This window comes from Pseudomonas sp. P108 (assembly GCF_032613195.1).
Classification (GTDB): domain Bacteria; phylum Pseudomonadota; class Gammaproteobacteria; order Pseudomonadales; family Pseudomonadaceae; genus Aquipseudomonas.
In genome coordinates, this window is the sequence record NZ_CP126691.1 from 3119744 (window position 1) to 3140946 (window position 21203).

Genomic DNA, 21203 nt, shown 5'->3' on the forward strand with positions numbered 1-21203 from the left:
CGAGATGTGTCGAGAGAGCTGTCGAAAATGGGTCAGAGGCCTTGTTGCAGCGCCGGATCATCTGGATTGAGCTGCTCTAGCTGAGCCAACAGAATCTGCACATTCTGCAGTTGGCCGCTTTCTTTCCAGTAATTGATCAGCAAGACCCGCGCCTTGCGGTCGGCGGGGTGACGCTGGACGATTTCCTGCAACTGCTTCTGCGCCGCTTCCAGTTCTTCGGCGCTGTGCAGGGTGGTGGCGAGGTCGTAGCGGTAATCCTTGTTGTCGGGCTCAAGCTCGACGGCTTTGGACAAGCCGAGCAGGGCGTATTCGCGCTGATCGTGATGCAACAGCCACAAACCCAAGGCATGTTGCAGATAGGCCGAATCTGGTTGTGCCTTGAGTTGCTGGCCCAGCAATTGCCGGGCGGCATCGCTTTGGCCCTGGCGGTCGAGGACATCGATCTGCATCACCAGTGCCTGCAGATTGCCGGGTTCCAGGCGCAGGGTATTGTCGAGTGCGACCTGGGCCTCTTTGAGTTCAGCGTTGTGGATATGCAGGCGAGCCAGTTGTGCATAGTTGGCGGCGCTTTCGGGCTGTGCCTTGAGGGTCTGTTCCCAGCCATCAATCGCTTGTTGCAGCGGTGCGAAATACAGACCCAGTTCATCCGGCGTCAAGCCGAGCAGGGCGTTGATCGCGGCAAAACGCACGGTTTGATCTTCATCTTCCAGCATCGGCCCGAGCAACAGGCTGCGCTGCCCGCCCGGCACCAGTCCCACCACGCTTTTGATCGCCGCCAGCCGCACGGCGGGGGATTCGTTCTGCAGGTCGGTGTCGGCCAGCTTCAATGCCTGTGGACTCGGGTAGTTAGGCAGCTCGCCATGCAGCCACACGCGGCGCTTGACCGAGATGTCCGGCCGGCCCAGTTGTTGATACAACTGCCGCGCCGCGCCCGGCTCACCCGTGCGCGCGGCATTCAACGCTTCGCTGTAGCCGTGTTTAATCGCGTCGGGAATGACCGGGGAGGTGCTGCGCACGGACAACCAGGCCACGATGATGACAAGCACAAGGCCCAGGCTGATAAACAGGTAGCGGCGAGACTGAGGCATGCAGGTTTCCGAAACAGGCGTACTTGAGCAGAGCGGCAAGCTTCGGTCAGCTCGGCCCACGAGTCAAACCCTGTGCATGCGAATCGCCCTACACGCTGCGTCGACTCTGTTACCCGTCAGGCTTTCGATGCAGTGTCTACGCTTGCAGAAGTCGTTGCGATGAGTGTACCCATGCAAGCCCTGGTCAATTATTTCAAGGCGGTGATCCATCCGGGTCAGGCCGTCCTGCTGTTTGCCCTGCGAACCATTGTGGCAGGGTTGCTGACATTGTATCTGGCGTTTCTGTTCGACCTCGATCAGCCCAAGTGGTCGATCATGGCGGTGGTCATTGTCAGCCAGCCGCTGGCCGGGATGGCGCTGGCGCGCAGTTTCGGTCAGGTGATCGGCACGACCCTCGGGGCGGCGGTGGCGGTGTTGATCATGGCGATCTTTCCTCAGGCACCGCTGCCATTCATTACCACCCTGGCGCTCTGGCTGGCGCTGTGCACGGCAGGTGGCACGTTGCTGCGCTACACCAGTTCGCAGGCGTTTGTACTCAGCGGATACACCGCTGTGGTGGTGGCATTGCTGGCGATTCCGGATCAGGACGGCACATTCCTGCTGGCGGTTACCCGCGTCACCGAAACCTTGCTGGCCGTGGCATGCGTGTGTGTGGTCAGTCTGCTGACGGCCCGCCCGCAAGCCGTGGCCAAGGGTTATTTCGCCAAGGTCGATCAGGTCATCAAACTCGCTGCCAGTCACGCTGCGGCGGTGCTTCGTACCGAAGAAAGCGAGGCTGACTTCCAGCGCCGGCAAATGCAGCTGCTCGGTGAAATCAGTGCACTTGAGGGCTTGCGGCGGCATTTGTATTTCGATGCGCCGCGTTTGCGCAGCGCCAACAACCTGGTGCTGTTGCTCGGCAATCAGTTGATGTTGCTCACCTCGCGGCTGACGGCGTTGCGGCATCAGCGGCAATTGCTTACCGAGCGCTGGGAAGGCGAGCTGCCACTGGAAGTCCAGCGGCTGCGCGCCGAAGAGCTCGCGGTTCTTGATCAATTGGCGGAGCAGGGACGTTCGGTATCGGCCGATGCGCGTCATCGTTTCATCACTCTGCAGAAGCAATTCGATGACCTGGCCTATGAGGCCGAACAATTGACCGAGGACATGAGTGCCACGCTGCGTTCCCTGGCGTGGGCGTTGCGCTGGGAGCAGGCGCGGCTGCTGCAGCAGCTCGAACAGATCCTTGAGTTGAGCGATGCCATTCAGGAGGGGCGAGAAGCCAGTTGCCTCTATCGCGGTCAGGCGAGCCCGCTGCACCTGGATTTCACGCTGGCGTCGATGAACGCCATCCGCGCCTTCACTGCGTTGCTGGTAGCGGGGCTGATCTGGATCGAAACCGCGTGGGACGGCGCGCGGGGCGGGATGATTCTGGTGGGCATCCTCTGCTCGCTGATGGCGACGTTTCCGCGACCATTGCTGGCGGCGCAGAGCTACGCACGGGGGTTGGGATTGGCGTTGCTGGTGTCGGCGCTTTATCAGTTCATGCTGGTGCCCTCGATCAGTGACTTCGAACCGTTGGCGCTGATGATCGCGCCGTTGTTGTATGTCATCGCGGTGGGACTGGCCAGCCCTGCGACGGCCGGCATCGGCATGGGGCTGGGCTTGTCGAGCTTCCTGATGATCGGTCCGCAGAATGTCGGTACCGGGCAGAACACCGCCATTCAATGGTTCGAGTTTGCCGGCGCCTATGTCAGCGCGGCGATGCTGGCGTTGATCGTCTACGCATGGGTTTTTCCGTTCCGCCCGGCGCTGCGCATTCGTCGTTTGTACAACGAAGCGCGCGAACAGGTGTATGCCTTGAGCAAGTTGCCGGCCACCGATGAACAGCAATTTGCCTTTGAAAGCCGCATGGTCGACCGCTTGACCAGCATGCTCGGTCTGCTGCCGGCGGCGAACAGCCGCGCCATGCAGCAACTGTATGAAATAAGCCTGGCATGCGTAGCACTGGGTGTAGCGATGCATCAATTGCGACAACAGGCACAGAACAACGCGCTGCTGACGGACACCTTCACTCAGCGCCTGGCTTCGGCCCTGCGCAAGACCGGGCGTTTTGTGGCCGGGCGGCAGGACGTTCAACTGGCCCCCTTGCTCGACACACTGCACGTATTGGGCGATGAACTGGACGAGTTGCACGTCGCCAGTCATGAGCATGTCTGGTCGCTGTTCCGTATGCGCGTGGCCTTGTTGATCGTCGTGTCATTTCTGCAGCGCCATGGTGAAACCCTCCAGCGTTCTGTCCCGGAAGGAGAAACAGCCCTTGCCCATTGATTTCGAGATCGGCGGCGTCTACCTGCCGCCCATTGCCCAGGCGTTATTGTTGGCCATACCGATATTCATGGTGCTGGACTGGGGGTTGCGGCGCTTGGGCGTACTGCGACTGGTCTGGCATGAAGCGCTGTTCGAAGGCGCCTTGTATGCCTGCGTCTGTGCCACGCTGATTTTGCTGATGGGAGCCTGAGCCTTGAAAGTGTTACTCACTCGCTTGATAACGTTGTCGGTGGTGTTGCTGGCGATCGTGCTTGGCTGGTTTGCCTGGGAGCATTACACCCGCGCACCGTGGACTCGCGATGCCCGGGTGAGGGCGGATGTGGTGACGTTGTCGGCGGATGTCTCCGGGCGCATTGTCAGCCTCGCGGTGCAGGACAACCAGCATGTCGACAAGGGCCAACTGCTGATGGAGATCGACCCGGCGCGTTACCGCCTGGCAGTGGAGCACTCGCGCCGCGAGGTGGAAGTGGCCAAGGCAACGCTAGGTCAGTCGCAAGCGGCGATCGTTGCCAGCGAAGCCTTGCTCAAACAGCGGCAAAGTGAAGAGCGTCGGCGGCGTACGCTCAAGCAGGGGTTCGCGATTTCCGGGGAGGAATGGGAGAAATCCAGTACCGACGTGGCGGTGGCTCAGGCCGACCTGTTACGCAACCAGGCGAATCTCGGCCTGGCCGAGGCCAACGTACAACTGGCGATTGCCGCGTTGACCCAGGCCGAACTGGATTTGCAGCGCACTCGCGTCGAGTCACCGGTCAGTGGCTATGTCACTAACCTGCTGACTCGCGAAGGTGACTACGCGGTGAGCGGCGGGGCTTTATTGGCACTGGTCGACAGTGACTCGTTCTACATCAGTGGTTACTTCGAAGAAACCAAATTGCCGCGAATTACAGAGGGCGATCAGGTGCGCGTGCAATTGATGAGTGGGGAGACCTTCGGCGGCAGGGTGCAGAGCATCGCCTTCGCCATCGCCGACCGGGAGAACGCGCCGGGCAGCCGGTTACTGGCCAACATCAACCCGAGCTACACCTGGGTAAAACTGGCCCAGCGGGTGCCGGTGCGGATCGAGATTGATGGCGACTACGCCGGCAAGAACCGCCTGCGTGCGGGTACCACGGCCACCGTCACCGTGCTGGAAAACCGCCATTCTGAAGAACACCGTTAACTCTGTGGGAGCGAGCCTGCTCGCGAAAGCATTGGATCAGCCCTGATGGTGTCGCCTGACACACCGCATTCGCGAGCAGGCTCGCTCCCACAAGATCTCATTGATCAAAAAGCATAAAAAAACCCCGCGACCGAATGATACGCGGGGCAAAAAATTTGGTTGGTTGCGGCCAACCAAAGGAGCTCTTTAACAATCGATTACTTGCTGGCCACTGTCTCCGGTTGCCAGCCACCGCCAAGGGCTTTGTAGATCGCGACGATGCCGCGATACAGGTCGACTTCGGCCTGGGCCTGGCTGTCTTCGGCGTTCAGGCGCTCACGCTGGGCGTCGAGCAACACAAGGAAGTCGGTCGTACCTTCGCGATAGCGGATTTCCGCCAGGTCGGCAGCCTTGCGGCTCGATTCGCTCTGACGGATCAGCGAGATCAAGCGTTGCTGACGTTTGCCGTAATCACTGAAAGCGTTTTCCGATTCTTCCAGGGCCAGCAGCACTTGTTGCTCGTAGGTCGCCAAGGCGCCTTCGGCATCGGCATCGGCGCCACGCAAACGGGCGCGCACGCTGCCAAGATCAAATGCTGCCCAAGTGATGCTCGGGCCGAGTGCCCAGGCGTTGGCCGCCGAGGAACCAATCTGCGAACCACGCCCGGCCGTCCAGCCGAGGAAGCCGCTGAGGCTGACCCGTGGGAACAGATCGGCTTTCGCCACGCCGATGCGCGCGGTGGCCGAAGCCAGTTGGCGTTCAGCGCTGAGGATGTCCGGACGACGTTGCAACAGTTCACCCGGATCACCGATTGGCAGAGCCTTGGCAATCGCCGGCAAGTCTTTAGGACTCAGATCGACGGTCAGCTTGTCCGGACGCTCGCCCAAGAGGGTAGCGATACGGTTTTTCTGGCGAACCTGTTCTGCCTGCAATTGCGGCACGCTGGCTTCGACCGAGGCCAGACGCGCATCGGCGCGTTCGACATCGAGCTGATCGCCAACGCCTGCGTCACGCAGGCTGATGGTGATTTTGCGCGACTCCTGCTGGTTGTTCAGGTTGGCCACGGCGATCTTCTCGCGCAGCTGAGCGCCACGCAGTTGACCGTAAGCGTCGACCAGTTCGGCAATCATGGTGACTTGCAGTTGATACAGGTCGGCTTCCGCAGCTTGCTGATCGGCGTCGCTGGCTTCCAGGTTGCGCTGGATGCGGCCGAACAGGTCCAGCTCCCAGGCCATGTCCAGACCGAGGTCATAGCGTTCGCTATTGACCCGGTTGGTGGTCTGGCCGGGGATTTGCCCCTTGGCCAGATCACTGCTGGCGCGGCTGGTGATGGTCGGCATCGCATCGTTGCTGGCGTCGTCGCGGATCGCCCGGGCGGCTTTCCAGCGGGCGAACGCCACGCGCAGTTCACGGTTGCCTTGCAGCGACTGGGTCACCAACTGGTTGAGGGTTGGATCGTCGAATTGCTGCCACCAGATGCCTTCGAATTTCGAACGGTCGAAGTTCTTTTGCCCGGCGGCGCCGTCGGTGGCGGCCGTGATATTGGCCGCCTCCGTGGCTGGGGTCTTGTAGTCGGGGCCGACAGCGCAGGCGCTGAGGGCCAGCACCAGCAGACTCGGCAGGAAGACTTTCAGACTCATTGTTGCGCCTCCAGTTTCAGAGCTTTGGCCGCTTTGCGGGCTTCGCCGCGTTCGACAAAGTTACGGATCAGTACGTAGAACACTGGCGTCAGCAACAGACCGAAGAAGGTCACCCCGAGCATCCCGGAGAACACCGCCACACCCATGGCGTGACGCATCTCGGCACCGGCACCGCTGGAGAACACCAGTGGCACCACACCCATGATGAACGCGAAAGAGGTCATCAGGATCGGCCGCAGACGCAGACGGCAGGCTTCCAGTACCGCGGCGAGCGGGTCGAGGCCTTCTTCCTGTTTGTCCTTGGCGAACTCGACGATCAGAATCGCGTTCTTACACGCCAGTCCGACCAGTACGATCAAGCCGATCTGGGTGAAGATGTTGTTGTCACCGCCCGAGATGATCACCCCGGTAATGGCCGACAGCAGGGTCATCGGTACGATCAGGATCACCGCCAGTGGCAGGCTCCAGCTTTCGTATTGAGCGGCCAGTACCAGGAACGCCAGCAATACGCAGAGCGGGAACACGAACAGCGCGGTGTTGCCGGACAGAATCTGCTGGTAGGTCAGGTCGGTCCACTCGTAGGTCATGCCGTTCGGCAGTTCATCTTTCAGCAGTTTCTCGATGGCTTTTTCCGCCTGGCCGGAGCTGTAGCCCGGGGCAGCCGCGCCGTTGATTTCTGCGGTGATGAAGCCGTTGTAGTGCATCACGCGATCCGGGCCCGAGGTGTCGCTGACCTTGATGAAGGTCGCCAGCGGGATCATTTCGCCTTTGTTGTTGCGGACTTTCAGCTGGCCGATCTGGTCGGATTCGAGGCGGAACTGCTGTTCGGCCTGAACGTTGACCTGATAGGTACGCCCGAAGCGGTTGAAGTCGTTGGCATACAGCGAACCCAAGTAGATCTGCAGGGTGTCGAAGATGTCGCTGACGGCCACGCCGTGGGTCTTGGCTTTTTCACGGTCGATGGCGGCATCGACCTGCGGCACGTTCACGGTGTAGCTGGTGAACAGGCCAGCCAGTTCCGGCACGCTGTGGCTCTTGTTGATGATGTTCATGGTTTCTTTGTACAGCTCGTCGTAGCCCAGGTTGCCCCGGTCTTCGATTTGCAGACGGAAACCACCAATGGTGCCCAGACCTTGTACTGGCGGTGGCGGGAAGATCGCCATGTACGCCTCTTGAATGTTCGCGTACTGGCCGTTCAAGGCACCGGCAATCGCACCGGCGGACATGCTCGGGTCTTTACGTTCGTCGAACGGTTTCAGGGTCACGAAGACGATGCCAGCGTTCGGGCTGTTGGTGAAGCCGTTGATCGACAGGCCCGGGAACGCTACGGCGCTTTCCACGCCTGGCTGTTTCAGTGCCAGGTCGGACATGCGCTTGATCACTTCTTCGGTGCGATCCAGGCTCGAAGCATCCGGCAGTTGTGCGAAGGCCACCAGGTATTGCTTGTCCTGGCCGGGTACGAAACCGGTCGGCGTGCTGGAGAAACCGAAGAAGGTCAGCACCATCAGGCCTGCGTACAACAGCAGGGCGATGCCGCTGCTACGGATAACCCGGCGCACGGTGCCGACGTAGCCATGGCTGGCACGATCGAAGAAACGGTTGAACGGACGGAACAGCCAGCCACCGAAGATCTTGTCGAGCACTTTGGAGAAGCGGTCTTTCGGTGCGTCGTGGCTTTTCAGCAATACAGCGGCCAGTGCTGGCGATAGGGTCAGCGAGTTGAACGCCGAGATCACCGTCGAAATGGCGATGGTCAGTGCGAATTGCTTATAGAACTGCCCGGTGAGACCGGAGATGAAGGCCGCCGGAATGAACACCGCACACAGCACCAGCGCCGTGGCAACGATCGGGCCGGTCACTTCACGCATCGCCCGTTTGGTGGCTTCGACCGGTGTCAGTCCGAGTTCGATGTTCCGTTCGACGTTCTCCACCACCACGATGGCGTCGTCCACCACGATACCGATCGCCAGTACCAGGCCGAAAAGCGACAGCGCATTGAGCGAGAAGCCGAACAGGTGCATCACCGCAAACGTACCGATCAACGATACCGGTACCGCCACCAACGGAATGATCGAGGCGCGCCAGGTTTGCAGGAACAGGATCACCACCAGTACCACGAGGATCAGTGCTTCGAAGAGGGTGTGAACCACCGCCTCGATCGAGCCGCGCACGAAAATCGTCGGGTCATAGACGATGCTGTAGTCCATGCCTTGCGGGAAGTTTTTCTTCAGCTCGTCCATCTTGCCGCGAACATCGTTAGAGATGTCGATGGCATTGGAGCCTGGACGCTGGAAGATCGGGATGGCCACCGCCGGCTGGTTGTCCAGCAACGAACGTAGCGCATATTGGCTGGAGCCCAGTTCAACGCGAGCGATGTCCTTGAGGCGAGTGATTTCACCGTTGTCGCCTGCGCGAATGACGATGTTCTCGAATTCTTCCTCGCTGACCAGTCGGCCCTGAGTGTTGACCGACAGCTGGAAGCTCTGGGCATTCGGGGCAGGGGGCGCACCCAATTGACCGGCCGCGACCTGACGGTTCTGCTCACGAATGGCGGTGACGACATCGGTTGCAGTCAGATTGCGCGAAGCGGTCTTGTTCGGATCGAGCCAGACACGCAGCGAGTAATCGCCCATACCGAACAGCTGCACGTCACCGACACCGTTCAGACGAGCCAGCTCATCCTTGATGTTGAGGATCGCGTAGTTGGACAGGTAGAGCATGTCGTAGCGCTTGTCCGGCGAGGTCAAGTGCACAACCATGGTCAGGTCGGGCGAAGCCTTGTCGACGGTGATACCGATGCGCGTCACTTCCTCGGGAAGTTTCGGCTCGGTACGAGTCACCCGGTTTTGCACCTGCACCTGCGCATTGTCCAGGTCAGTGCCCAGAGCGAAAGTGATGGTCAGGGTGATCTTGCCGTCGGCGGTCGACTGCGAGGACATGTACAGCATGTTCTCGACGCCGGTGATGGCCTGCTCCAGCGGAGCGGCCACGGTTTCACCGATGACTTTAGGGTTAGCGCCCGGGAAGTTGGCACGCACCACCACGGTCGGTGGCACGACTTCCGGGTATTCGCTGATCGGTAGCTGGAACAGCGAGATCGCACCGGCGATCAGGATCAACAGCGACAGCACCGCTGCGAAGATCGGCCGTGAAATGAAGAATTGGGAAAAATTCATCGGAGTTGTCGTCCCTTAACCGCGTGGGGTCGTAGCAGCCAGCTTCACAACCGAACCGGACGCACCTTTGGCAGGGGCGACTTTGGGCAGGTTGCTGGCTTCCAGCGCTTGACGTTGTTGAGCGAGTGCCGCGATGGTCTGTTCGCTGGCCATCGGCACCACTTCTGGGGTGACCGGCGAGCCAGGACGAACCCGTTGCAGACCCTTGACGATGATCGTGTCGTCCTTGTTCAGGCCGGTGCGAACGATGCGCAAGCCTTCGATTTTCGGACCCAGTTCGACGGCGCGATACACGGTTTTGTTGTCCGCATCCATCACCAGCACGAATTTCTTGCCCAGGTCGGTACCAACCGCTTCGTCGTTGATCAGCATGGCGTTGTAGGTGCCGCTGCCGACCAGTTTCAGGCGTGCGTAGAGGCCCGGGGTGTAGGTGCCATCGCGGTTGTCGAACACCGCGCGACCCCGGATGGTGCCGGTTTTCGGGTTGACCTGGTTGTCGACGAAGTTCATCTGGCCGAGGTGCGGGTTGCCGTCTTCGTTGGACAGGCCCATGTAAACCGGAGTAGTCGCACCGCGCTGACCGTTGCGGGCCAGTTGGGTGTATTTGAGGAATACACGCTCATCAGCGTCGAAGTAGGCGTAGACGCGGTCGGTGGAAACCACACTGGTCAACGGCGTGGTATCGGCGGTCACCAGGTTGCCGGCGGTGATCTCGGCACGGCTGACGCGGCCACTGATCGGTGCGGTGACGCGGGTAAAGCTCAGGTTCAGTTTGGCCAGGTCCAGTTGCGCTTGCAGGGCACCGACGGCGGCGCGGGCTTCTTGAGCGGCGCTGGTGCGCGAGTCGGCCAGTTCGGCGGAAATGGCGTTGCTGGCACGCAGACGTTCACCGCGACCGGCTTCGTTTTCGCTGCGGGTGGCGTTGGCGCGGGATTGGGCGACCAGTGCTTCGAGGCGGCGCACCTCAGCCTGGAACGGGCGCGGGTCAATCTGGAACAGCAGGTCGCCTTTCTTGACCAGTGCGCCTTCGGTGAAAGCCACCTCGTCAATCTGGCCGGAGACCCGTGGACGGATTTCAACGGTTTCTGGCGCTTCGAGGCGCCCGGTGAATTCGTCCCACTCGTTGACCGGTTGTTCCAGCACCTTGGCCACGCTGACTTTCGCAGCGGGCATAGTGGCGGCAGTCTCCGGAGTCTTGCCGCAGGCGCTCATCACCAGTACGGCCAACATGGCCACCGGGAAGCGCAAATGTTTGAGTGACTGTTCCATGGATGCATCCGCCAATGTATTGAAGATGGGCGGATGATGCTCGGCGGGGTGTGATGGCACGAATCGAATGAAGCAAAGGTAACTATCATTCGGAATGATATAAGAGCCGAACGAGCCCTCTAGCATGCACCTTTCGTTAGGTGGCTATCAATCTCTCTGAAGGCAACTCTGTGTTGCCCAGTGTGCAAAAGTCTGGGGCGAGGCTGCGCGGCGGGGATTATGCGCGGATTAAAAATGCCGAACCCGCCATGGCGGCGGGTTCGGCAATGCGGTCAGAGTTTCGGCAACTGACCGATGCGGCCAATCATTTCCGTGACGATCTGCAGATCCAGCTGGAATTGCTCCACAGTCTTGAACTCGCCATCGGTGTGACCGGTGTACTTCACGTTCGGCATGGCCAGACCGAATTGCACGCCGTTTGGCAGTTCATGCACCGAGGTAGCGCCAGCGGAGGTGCCGAACTCGTGTTTCATACCGAGGTTTTCTGTCGATACCGCCAACAACGCCTTGACCCATTCGCCCTCAGGATTGCGGTACATCGGCTCCGCAATCGAGTAGTCGAACGCAACCGCTACGTGGGATTTCTTGCTCCACGCCGCCAGTTTCTCAGCGATTTCAGCCTTGAGTTTTTCCGGCGACTTGCCCTTCGGCACGCGCAGGTTGACCGCGAGTTTGAAGGCCTTTTCGTCCATGCCGACGTAGGTCAGCGACGTTGTTAGCGGCCCCATGAAGGCATCGGAGAAACCGACATTCAGCTTGTTGCCCAGGTAATCCAGACCCCAGTTGTCGGTAGCGTAACGCGCGGCGTCGGTGATGTGGTTGTGCTTGAACGCGACTTTGCCATCAAGGCTATTGATAAAGACCAGCATCCGCGCGACCGGGTTGACCCCGGATTCTGGCTCGGAGGAGTGCGCAGATACGCCAGTCACGGTCAGTTTGACGTCTTTGCCGTCGACCTTGGCGCTCACCTGGAAATCGCCGCCATTGCGCTTGGCAAACTCATCACCGGCCTTTTGCAGACTGGCAGCCAGCTCCGCAGGCTTGTCGGTGACCAGCGTGGCGACCGACGCCGATGGAATCTGGTTGGTCGCCAGGCCACCGGTCATCGAGGTGATCTCCGCACCTTTGCCTTCACCTTTGCGCTTGGCAAAGTTGGCCATGACGGTGCCGTAGCCTTTCTCGGCAATCACCACCGGGTAACCACCATCCAGCGCCAGGTTGTAGTTCGGCGTCGGATTGCGTTCGAAATAGTAGGGAATCGCGTCGCCCGTGGTTTCTTCGGTGGTGTCGACCAGCAGCTTGAAGTTGCGCACCAGCGGCAGTTTTTCTTCCTTGATGACTTTCATGGCGTAGAGCGTGACCACGATACCGTTCTTGTCATCCTCGGTGCCGCGACCATACATGCGGTCACCGATCCGGGTGATCTTGAACGGGTCGAGGCGGGTGCCATCCTTGAGCACCCAGTTTTCCGGCGTCACCGGTACCACGTCGGCGTGCGCATGAATGCCGACGACTTCATCGCCACTGCCGTCGAGGGAAATCTCGTACACACGGTTGTCGATGTTGCGGAATTTCAGATTGAATGACTCGGCAAGACTTTTGATCTTTGCCGCGATCTTGATGAATTCCGGGTTGTCATGCTGTTCGACACCGTCCTTGCGATACGTCGGGATCTCGACCAGTTCGCGCAGGGTTTCGGTGGCGGCAGCGCTGTATTTCGCGCGTGTGTAGATACCCAACAGACGATAGATTTCGTTCTGCTGCTCGGCCGTCAGGCTCTTGTTATCGAGGTAAGCGCCAATAGCCGGGCCGATGTCGGCGGTTTTCGCCAGATCGCTCTTGCCCAGGCTGCCGAGGAACTGGCGGAAGTCTGTGGCTTTGTCGGCGCTGTAAGTCTTGAGAATTTCAGCGCTCTGCTGCGGGGTGATATTGGCTTGTGCGGGCGCCGTGAACACGGCAAGACCGGCCAGCATCAAGGTGGTGGCAGCCAGTTTTTTGAAAGGGACATTCATTACGAAGGGCATTCCTTTGCAGGGCAGTGAGTTAGGCGTGTCTCAACGCTGAGACACATACACTTACAACCTAACACCGTGGTAGAGCCTTACGGGAGTCCTGAAAGGGGATGTGTCGCACAAAAATGCAAAAGAGGCGCACAAATGAAAAAGCCCGGGGACGGTTCCCGGGCTTTTTTATCGGTGCAATCAACTGACGACCAGAGCTTCGCCAATTCCCTGCGCCAGGCTCAGCAAAGGGCGGTTATCTGAAGATCTGTTCAATCATGATCCTGGCCGGGATGAATAACGTGTTCGTGTAATAGGCCTCATACCCATAGGCAGTTATGCGAACTTTGCATGGGATTGAAGCTTGCGATGTCAGCAACGGTTTGATGGCGTCGTAGTCATTCAAGTCGCGTTGGGTGCCATCCGCATTGGTGTAGTAAAAGATCAGATCGGAGGAAAACTTGTAATTGGGCTCGGCCTGACTGCTTGCAGTCACCCGTCCCTCGGCTTTTATCGTGATTGAATGCTCGGATGAGAATTCCGGGTCTCGATTGAGAGAGCAGATCAGAGTCGGCGTGAGCTGATGGGCGTTTTCGTAGTCATTGAACGCGCGCTCCAGGTCCACAGTGGAACTGAAGTGCGCCGTGAACAGATTGTCAGGGCCCAAGCCGAATGACGATAACGTGAGGTCGGCGGGCGGGATGCTCGCCGTTTTTACGCAACCGCCGCAGAGAAGAACGCCAAGGTAAATGACCGTGCGGAATCTGTTCATTGGCCGAAGATACCGTTGATTGAAGCAAAAATCAGATCGCAGGCGGACTTCGTCCCTTGCACCGGCTTTATAAACAGCCACTCAGCAGAAGCATGGTGTTTATCAATGGTTTTATTGCTGATTGGATCTGCCTCGATAATCGAAGTGACGTTTAGAGTGAGTTTGGTTCTATCATGAGCTGGCCTTCATGCATGCACCTTTCTGATCACTCGCTGGATACTGCTCTTATGAGAGACCTGCCGCCCACCGCGACCCTGCGCGCCTTTGAAGCTGCAACCCGGCACTTGACCTTTACGTCGGCCGCACAGGAGCTACATGTGACTCAAAGCGCGGTCAGTCACCAGCTCAAGCATCTTGAGGCCCTTTGGGGGGTGCAGTTGTTTGAACGTGGCAAGGCGTTACGCCTCACAGCAGCGGGGGCTGCGCTGGCGCCCATCGTGCGCGAATTTTTCATCAGCCTGGAGGCGACTTTGGGGGATTTGCGCGAGCAAAAAGACAGAGTTCGACTCAGCGTCAGCACCACTTATTCTTTCGCTCTCAAATGGCTGCTGCCACGCTTGCCGCGTCTCTCTCGTCAGCACCCCGAGCTGCTGGTCTCGCTGGACACCACGGACAAAATAATCCACTTCTCTCACGGCCAGGCTGATGTTGCGATCAGGCTAGGCAAGGGCAATTACCCCGGTCTGCATTCGGAGTTCCTTTTTGGGGAGCAGGTATTTCCTGTGGCCAGCCCCGAACTGCTGCGGCGCGATGGGACACCACAGAGCCCCGCAGAGTTGTTGCATTTCCCGCTGCTGACGCGGGATGGTGCCGAACTGGTGCCAAAATGGGAGGTATGGTTTCAAGCCGTCGGGCTGGCCTATTTGCCGCTCAAGGAGAGCGTCAGATTTGGCGACACCAACATGACGGTCGAGGCAGCCTTGCTCGGCCATGGCGTTGCATTGGTGCGCAGCGGGCATGTCGAGAACGAAATCAGCGATGGCCGTTTGGTGCGGTTGTTTGATGTGCCATTCCCATCACCGCTGGCGTACTACTTCGTCTGCCCCAAGGGCATCGAAGCGCAACCGCACATCGCCAGCTTTCGCCAATGGTTGGTCAGTGAGGCGCTGAAGTCCAACGACCGGATGGGTGAGTCATGAGTATACGTTCATGCTGCGATGAGGAGGCTTCGCTTTAGTCCCGGTGCCGCATTGCCTAAAGTGGCGCATGCCTATTCATATCATCTTCCTCGTGCTTTTCGCCGCGCTCCTGCATGCCAGCTGGAATGCGCTGCTGCGTAGCGGTGCCGATCGGTTGTGGTCGATGACAGTGATGTGCATTGCCATCGCCATCACCAGTGTTGTCGCCGCAGTGTTCATGGATCCCCCCGCGATTGAGAGCTGGGGCTATGCGGTGCTGTCGGGGTTGCTGCATGTCGGCTACAACCTGTTTCTGGTGCGCAGTTACCGGGTCGGCGACCTGGGGCAGACCTATCCGATCTCACGTGGATCGTCGCCGGTGCTGATTACCTTGGGGGCCGCCGTATTTGCTGGAGAAAGCATCACGCCTGACGTGTTACTCGGTATTGCGCTGGTGTCAGGCGGGATTATGTCGCTGGCTTTCAGAGGGCGCAGTCTGTCGGTTCCCAGCCTGCCTTATGCGCTGGGAACGGGCGGCTTTATCGCAGCCTACAGCGTGGTCGACGGCATCGGCGCCAGGCTCTCCGGCGCGCCGCTTGCCTACACGGTGTGGATGTGTGCGCTGTGGGGCGTACTGATGCCAGTGATCTACATCGGCCTACGCGACACCCGCAGCTTGTTCTCCGTCCGGCCCGGAACAGTGACCGCGTTGGTCGGCGGGCTGGTCTCTTTGCTCGCCTATGGAATGGTCATCTACGCCATGAACGAAGCGCCCTTGGGCGCGGTATCGGCATTGCGCGAAACCAGCGTGCTGTTTGCGGCGTTGATCGGCTATGTGTTTCTCGGCGAGACGCTCACCGCGCGCCGGATACTGGCATGCGTAGTGATCGCCAGCGGCACCCTCATCATTGGCTGATACAGCCCAACGGCTCCGGAGTCATGTTTCATGGTCAACGTCTCGCAGGCACCGCTGATTCTAATCACGGGTGGAAGTCGTGGAGTGGGGGCAGCCACCGCGCGGCTGGCCGCCGCAAGAGGTTATGACGTGGCGATCAGCTACGTTGCCAACGAGTCCGCGGCGCTGGCCGTGGCTGCGGATGTAGAAGCATTGGGGCGCCGGGCGTTGACGATGCGGGCCGACAGTGCGGACCCCCAACAGGTGGCCGATTTGTTCGCGGCCATCGACCGCACGTTCGGACGCATCGACGTCCTGGTCAATAACGCCGGGATGCTGGCGCCTCAGTCACGCCTGGAGGACCTCGGCTTCGAGCGGATGCAGCGCATCTTTGCGGTCAATGCCATTGGGCCAATACTCTGTGCCCAACAGGCGGTGAAGCGTATGTCTTACCGCCACAACGGCCCGGGCGGTGTGGTGATCAATGTCTCTTCGGCTTCGGCGCGCCTCGGCAGCCCCAACGAGTACGTCGACTATGCGGCGTCAAAGGGCGCCTTGGAGACGTTCACCATTGGCTTTGCAAAAGAGGTGGCTCGGGAAGGCATACGCGTCAACTGTATTCGCCCCGGACATATCTATACCGACATGCATGCCAGTGGCGGTGAGCCGGGGCGGGTGGATCGTGTCAAGGATTCGATCCCGATGGGGCGGGGCGGACAGCCTGAGGAAGTGGCACGCGCGATTCTATGGTTGGCGAGCGCGGAGGCATCCTTCGTTACCGGTACATTCCTCGATGTAACGGGAGGTAAATGATTCCGTGGCAGGGATCATCGACTAGCTGCGTTCGGCTTGCCTCACCTTGCGACTCAATCCAGGTGTCTTGCCCGTAATGCGCTTGAATGCACGACTGAAAGCGGCCTGGGAGGTATAGCCCAAACGCTGCGCCACTTCTTCAATCGATAGCCTTTCGAGGGTCAGCCACTGGCTTGCAAGCCGCATCCGCAGTTCGGTGACATAGCGTAGCGGGGCCATGCCAATCGTCGTCTGGAAGCGATCCGCGAAGACCGAGCGTGAGGTATTGCAGTGCTCTGCCAACTGCGCAACAGTCCAGTCGCGGCCCGGTTGTTGGTGGAGCGCAAGCAGTGCACCGGCCAAGCGGGGATCGCGCAAGGCGGCGACCAGGCCAGAGGCATTGCCGCAGGCGCACTCGACCCAGCCGCGAACGACCATGGCCGCCACCACGTCGGCCAGCCGCGCGAGGATACCGGCGAAGCCGACGCGGGCGGCGCTGACCTCTCGTTCCATGGTGGTCAGGATCGGCACGAGCCCGGGGTAACGCTGGCCGCCGGCATCGATCAGCATCAGTCCCGGCATCAGCCGGCCAAGGCCATGGATACTGCCCAGCTCAAACTCCATACAAGCACTGAACAGAATAGTGCTCGGAGTGGCGCTGGCATCGGTTCCGGTATCCACCGCGCTGACGGTTTCACCCAAGGGCGCGCCGTCTAGATGATCGATGTCCTGGACAGGCGCGCCCTGATGGGAAAACAGTTGATGGGCTGCGCCATGGGAAATAAACACGGCGTTGCCGGCAGACAGCGCGTACGTAGTTCCGTCCTCCATCCGCAACACCGCATTGCCGACGGCCACGAAGTGGAACCAGGCGTGCCCAGGTTTTTCAGCAAAGCCCAAACCGAAAGCTGGACCCGTTTGGATGCGCCGGTATTCAACGCCACGCAGACGCATGCCGCGCAACAGTTCGTTGATGAGGTCCGAGGAAAGAGCAAACTGATCTGCAGGCATAGTTCAGGTGTTTTGGTCAAAAAGTAGAGATTATGGATCATAGATCATCCAAGTTTCGGCGCCTAGACTCCGGGCTCGCCATGAATATCGGAAGATCCGTGCAATGACTGACTGTGTATGTAACACCGTAGCCGACCGCCATTGCGGCGTCGGCGCGGACGTAGAGCCTGCAACCCCCGCGTGGATGGCCGTATTTTCGTTGGCAATGGGTGTGTTCGGGTTACTGACCGCTGAGTACCTTCCGGCCAGTTTGTTGACGCTGATGGCTACCGACCTGGGAGTGTCTGAAGCGCTGGCTGGCCAGGCGGTAACGGTAACCGCCGTGGTGGCGTTGTTCGCTGGCTTGTTGGTGCCAGGCCTGACCCGCGGCATCGACCGACGCTGGGTGTTGTTGGGTTTTTCGACGTTGATGGTCGCCTCCAATCTGTTGGTCGCCGTTTCCTCCAGCTTCGCGGTGCTGTTAGTGATGCGCATCTTGCTGGGCATTGCCCTTGGCGGGTTCTGGAGCATGGCGGCGGCGGTAGCGATGCGCTTGGTGCCGAGTGCCTTGTTGCCCCGGGCGCTGTCGATCATTTTCAGCGGCATCGCCATCGGCACGGTAGTGGCAGTGCCGCTGGGCAGCTATCTGGGTGGGCTGTATGGCTGGCGCAGCGCGTTCTTCGCCGCGGCGGCGGTAGGCATGGTGACCTTGGCTTTCCAGGCGTTCACTCTGCCGCGTCTTGCGCCGCGCCGGCCGGCACGCCTGCGCACTGTGCTCGAGGTGTTGCGGCGCCCAGGCATCGCCATGGGGATGTTCGGTTGTGTGCTGGTGCACAGCGGCCATTTCGCGATGTTTACGTATGTTCGGCCATTCCTTGAAGGGACTACCGGCATCGGCGCGCAAGGGTTGTCACTGATGCTGCTGGGGTTCGGTGTGGCGAACTTCGTCGGCACGCTATTGGCCGGCAGGCTGCTGGAGCACCACCCGCTGGCCACTCTGGTGCTGATGCCCGCGCTGGTCGGCGTTGCAGCACTGGCGTTGGTGCTGTTGCCGGCCTCGGTACTGGGGCAAGCGGTACTGCTGGCAGTCTGGGGCATGGCCTTTGGTGGTGTGCCGGTGGCGTGGTCGAACTGGGTCGCCAGCGCGGTACCTGATCAGGCGGAAAGCGCCGGAGGCATGGTAGTGGCCTCTGTGCAGTCAGCCATCGCCACGGGCGCCGCCGCTGGCGGTGCAATGTTCAGCCTCGGTGGCAGCGCAGGCGTATTCGTAGCGGCAGCCGTGCTGATGCTGCTGGCGGCGTTGCTGATTGCCCTGCGTGTCCGCGTCCCTTCTGCCCATGGCGTTCACCAGGCCAAGTCCGTGCTGCACCTTTGATCCGGCTTGCCAAACCGCCTCGATCCGTCCGTAACCAGGGACGCAGCCGTGTTATCGAGCTGCAAGTGGGGCGAACCGATCCTGTTCCGTTACTGAACTCCCACGCCGCTAATGGGCCAGTTGGATCGGGTCCAACTGGCGCAGAAGCCGGATCCCGAAATCTGGCAGGGTTGGGTCAGTGAAGCGGCGGCCAGGAAAATCGATGCGACGTTTTGGAAGATTTTCCAAGGCAGGGAAGCCTTTCTTTAATCGCAGATAGATTGCGCTGAGTTTGCCGATGTTCGCCGTTCTAAAGTGCGCACCGTCGCGGTCGATAACTCAGAGTACGCATGGGCTCTATCTCCTCATAACAACACATGCGACGTTCACTGCTAGCGTTTCCCCTTGCCAAAACTATAAATATCCGCAGGTGAAGTCATGAATATCAAGCAGAAGCTGACCTGGGCGTTCGCAGCTATCGCGTGCGTCCCGGTCATCTTGGTCGCCGTTTTGGTAGTGCTGAATTTGCGAGAGGGGGCTCAGGCCAATTTTCTCGACAGCAGCGGTCGTGAGATCCGCCAGATCGACAATGGCATGAAGCAGTTTTTCGACGGCATAAGCCAAAACGTCGACTATATAGCCAAGGACCCGCGCGTTGTCGCGGCCAAAGAACTCAAGAGCTACGCGGGTGCCGAAGCCGCGCAAATTCCACTTACTCAGGCCAACAAAGAGCTGCTGGCGATATTTGAGCAGTTCGCCAAAAGTCATCCGAGTACTGCTTACCTGTCCCTGGGTCTGAGCGACGGCGGATACGCCAGTTGGCCGGACGACACCAAGTTGAACAACTACGATCCGCGCGTCCGTCCCTGGTATAAGGCGGCCATCGCCACGCCAGGCGCCACTGTGCGCACGGGTGCCTACTATTGGGCGCCGGACGATGTGACGCTGATCGGCACCGTGCGTACTGTCGCCGACGCCGCCGGGAATATCCTGGGAGTGGTTGGCCTTGATGTATCGCTTAAACAGCTCACTGAACTGGTGCGCAACATCAAGCTGGGCGATAGCGGCTACCTGATGCTGGTGGAAGACAACGGTAACGTGCTGGTAGACGCCAGCGACGCGAAGCACAACTTCAAACCTCTGGCCGACCTGGGTCCCAACTACGCCGAACTAGCCAAGGGAGGCGACGGCGTGACCCAAATCCAGATTGATGGCGTGGCCTACATGGCCAACGTGGTCAGTTCCAAAGACCTGGGCTGGCGCTTTATCGGCCTGATCAAGCGTGATGAAGTGATGGCCGACGTCAGCCGGCTGACCTGGTTGATCGCCGCCATTGCAGCGGCATTGGCGTTGGTGTTCGCGATAGTAGGCGCCAGCTTTGCCAGCGTCATCGTGCGTCCGATTCGCGGCGTGGCCGACGGCCTGCAAGAAATCGCCGAAGGAGAAGGCGACCTGACGCGCCAACTCCAGGTGCAGGGCAAGGACGAAACCGCCAGCCTGGCGGGCTGGTTCAACCAGTTCCTGAGCATGATTGCACAATTGGTGCAACGCATAGGCAGCGCCTCATCTGACCTGCAGACCGCGGCCGCCGAGACTAGCGAAGTGGCCAACAACATGAACCAGGCTGCAGGTCGCCAGCGTGAGGCCGTGGAGTTGGTGAGCACCGCGTTCAACGAAATGGTCGCTACTGCCAACGAAGTTGCACGTTCGTGCAGTGCTGCCGCGTCGAGTGCCGACGAAGGCTACCGCGACGTACATGACGGCCAGCAGCACATCGGCGAAGCCACCGGCAGCGTGCTCAAGCTCAGCGAAGACCTGCAAAAGTCGACCCAGACCATGCAGTTGCTGGAGCAGGACAGCCAGAACATCAACACCATTCTCGACACCATCCGCTCGATTGCCGAGCAGACCAACTTGCTAGCGCTTAATGCGGCGATTGAAGCGGCGCGCGCAGGTGACCAAGGCCGAGGTTTCGCCGTAGTCGCCGACGAAGTCCGCGCCCTGGCTCGCAGGACAGCCGACTCCACCGGCGAGATCGACAGCTTGCTGGGCAATCTCGCCCGCCGCACCCAAGAGGTCACGCAGCAGATGCAAGGCAGCCTGCAAGTGTCCCACGCCAGTGTGGAACGCATTCAGCAGGCGCGTGACAGCTTCGACAAGATCCGTGGCTCGGTGGACTCGATCCGCGACCAGAATACCCAGATCGCCACAGCCGCTGAGGAGCAGCACCAGGTGGCCGAAGAGATCAATCGCCACATCGCGCAGATCCATGCCGATGCCCAACTGGTCGAAGGCTTTGCTCAGTCGTCACAGGCTGGCTCGGGTCGATTGATAGACATTTCCGGTCAGCTCAAAGGCCTGGTGGGTCGTTTCAAATATTAGTATCCCGACCCGAATGAAAACGGTGAGCACTCACCGTTTTTACTCGGCCGACATACGCGGTTTTATTGCTTCTACCGTTGCGCTGAAAGCCTCAGGCCGGTCTATCGAATAGCAGAGAGTCCTGGCCCTAGAGACTATCCGGATCCCCAAAAAACATTTTGACTTGGCTCTAGGACGATATTTTCAGGCGGAAAAATATCAAATATGCCCCCAGTTTTGCCCCCAATCGCATTGAGTGTGCGAGTGATCTTGAATTGTGACCTGCGACTGACTCCAGTATGG

Annotated in this window: 14 protein-coding genes and 2 pseudogenes; 9 read left to right on the top strand and 7 right to left on the bottom strand. The window is 59.8% G+C overall.

Annotated features, from left to right (window positions below; translation table 11 throughout):
- Nucleotides 1-32 precede the first annotated feature (32 nt).
- Nucleotides 33-1088, bottom strand: coding sequence for a tetratricopeptide repeat protein (locus QOM10_RS13690; RefSeq protein WP_127927298.1), 1056 nt, complete (start codon nucleotides 1086-1088; stop codon nucleotides 33-35).
- A 171-nt stretch (nucleotides 1089-1259) separates the two neighbouring features.
- On the opposite strand from QOM10_RS13690, the gene QOM10_RS13695 reads away from it, so the two are divergent.
- From QOM10_RS13695 to QOM10_RS13705, 3 genes are read left to right on the top strand one after another with little or no spacing between them, the layout of a single operon-like run.
- Entirely contained in the window at nucleotides 1260-3395 is a 2136-nt protein-coding gene (locus tag QOM10_RS13695; RefSeq protein WP_316918273.1) for an FUSC family protein, read from the top strand.
- On the top strand, nucleotides 3385-3585 hold the full coding sequence (locus tag QOM10_RS13700) for a DUF1656 domain-containing protein (RefSeq protein WP_016987298.1): 201 nt from the start codon (nucleotides 3385-3387) through the stop codon (nucleotides 3583-3585). The genes QOM10_RS13695 and QOM10_RS13700 overlap by 11 nt, the downstream gene beginning before the upstream one ends.
- Nucleotides 3586-3588: 3 nt before the next feature.
- On the top strand, nucleotides 3589-4554 hold the full coding sequence (locus tag QOM10_RS13705; RefSeq protein ID WP_150774307.1) for an HlyD family secretion protein: 966 nt from the start codon (nucleotides 3589-3591) through the stop codon (nucleotides 4552-4554).
- Nucleotides 4555-4751: 197 nt separating this feature from the next.
- Here QOM10_RS13705 and QOM10_RS13710 read toward each other — a convergent pair whose 3' ends face one another.
- From QOM10_RS13710 to QOM10_RS13730, 5 genes are all read right to left on the bottom strand, one after another.
- Nucleotides 4752-6173 (bottom strand): efflux transporter outer membrane subunit, encoded by a 1422-nt coding sequence (locus QOM10_RS13710; RefSeq protein WP_123449714.1) that lies wholly within the window; start codon nucleotides 6171-6173, stop codon nucleotides 4752-4754.
- On the bottom strand, nucleotides 6170-9349 hold the full coding sequence (locus tag QOM10_RS13715; protein WP_150774309.1) for an efflux RND transporter permease subunit: 3180 nt from the start codon (nucleotides 9347-9349) through the stop codon (nucleotides 6170-6172). Before QOM10_RS13715 ends, QOM10_RS13710 begins: the two co-directional genes overlap by 4 nt.
- A 15-nt stretch (nucleotides 9350-9364) precedes the next feature.
- On the bottom strand, nucleotides 9365-10618 hold the full coding sequence (mexE, locus tag QOM10_RS13720; protein WP_316918274.1) for a multidrug efflux RND transporter periplasmic adaptor subunit MexE: 1254 nt from the start codon (nucleotides 10616-10618) through the stop codon (nucleotides 9365-9367).
- 272 nt (nucleotides 10619-10890) lie between these two features.
- On the bottom strand, nucleotides 10891-12630 hold the full coding sequence (locus tag QOM10_RS13725; RefSeq protein ID WP_316918275.1) for a dipeptidase: 1740 nt from the start codon (nucleotides 12628-12630) through the stop codon (nucleotides 10891-10893).
- 244 nt (nucleotides 12631-12874) lie between these two features.
- Entirely contained in the window at nucleotides 12875-13390 is a 516-nt protein-coding gene (locus QOM10_RS13730; RefSeq protein ID WP_316918276.1) for a hypothetical protein, read from the bottom strand.
- Nucleotides 13391-13617: 227 nt separating this feature from the next.
- On the opposite strand from QOM10_RS13730, the gene gcvA reads away from it, so the two are divergent.
- The 3 genes from gcvA (at nucleotide 13618) to QOM10_RS13745 (ending at nucleotide 16216) form a co-directional block, all read left to right on the top strand.
- Nucleotides 13618-14529, top strand: coding sequence for a transcriptional regulator GcvA (gcvA, locus tag QOM10_RS13735; protein WP_316918277.1), 912 nt, complete (start codon nucleotides 13618-13620; stop codon nucleotides 14527-14529).
- Between the two features lie 67 nt (nucleotides 14530-14596).
- Nucleotides 14597-15424, top strand: a complete 828-nt coding sequence (locus QOM10_RS13740; RefSeq protein WP_316918278.1) for a DMT family transporter — start codon at nucleotides 14597-14599, stop codon at nucleotides 15422-15424.
- A gap of 30 nt (nucleotides 15425-15454) precedes the next feature.
- On the top strand, nucleotides 15455-16216 hold the full coding sequence (locus QOM10_RS13745; protein ID WP_316918279.1) for an SDR family oxidoreductase: 762 nt from the start codon (nucleotides 15455-15457) through the stop codon (nucleotides 16214-16216).
- A 21-nt stretch (nucleotides 16217-16237) separates the two neighbouring features.
- On the opposite strand, the gene QOM10_RS13750 is transcribed toward QOM10_RS13745, so the two are convergent.
- Nucleotides 16238-17206 carry an AraC family transcriptional regulator gene (locus QOM10_RS13750; protein ID WP_316918280.1) on the bottom strand — a complete coding sequence of 323 codons (969 nt, stop codon included), beginning with the start codon at nucleotides 17204-17206 and terminating at the stop codon, nucleotides 16238-16240.
- Between the two features lie 103 nt (nucleotides 17207-17309).
- On the opposite strand from QOM10_RS13750, the gene QOM10_RS13755 reads away from it, so the two are divergent.
- The 3 genes and pseudogenes from QOM10_RS13755 to QOM10_RS31275 all read left to right on the top strand — a co-directional run.
- Nucleotides 17310-18560, top strand: coding sequence for an MFS transporter (locus QOM10_RS13755; protein WP_127927324.1), 1251 nt, complete (start codon nucleotides 17310-17312; stop codon nucleotides 18558-18560).
- A gap of 417 nt (nucleotides 18561-18977) precedes the next feature.
- Nucleotides 18978-20057 (top strand): annotated as a pseudogene (locus QOM10_RS31270) (cache domain-containing protein); the annotation flags it as partial.
- A 327-nt stretch (nucleotides 20058-20384) separates the two neighbouring features.
- A pseudogene (locus QOM10_RS31275) lies at nucleotides 20385-20921 on the top strand (methyl-accepting chemotaxis protein); the annotation flags it as partial.
- Between the last annotated feature and the right edge of the window lie 282 nt (nucleotides 20922-21203).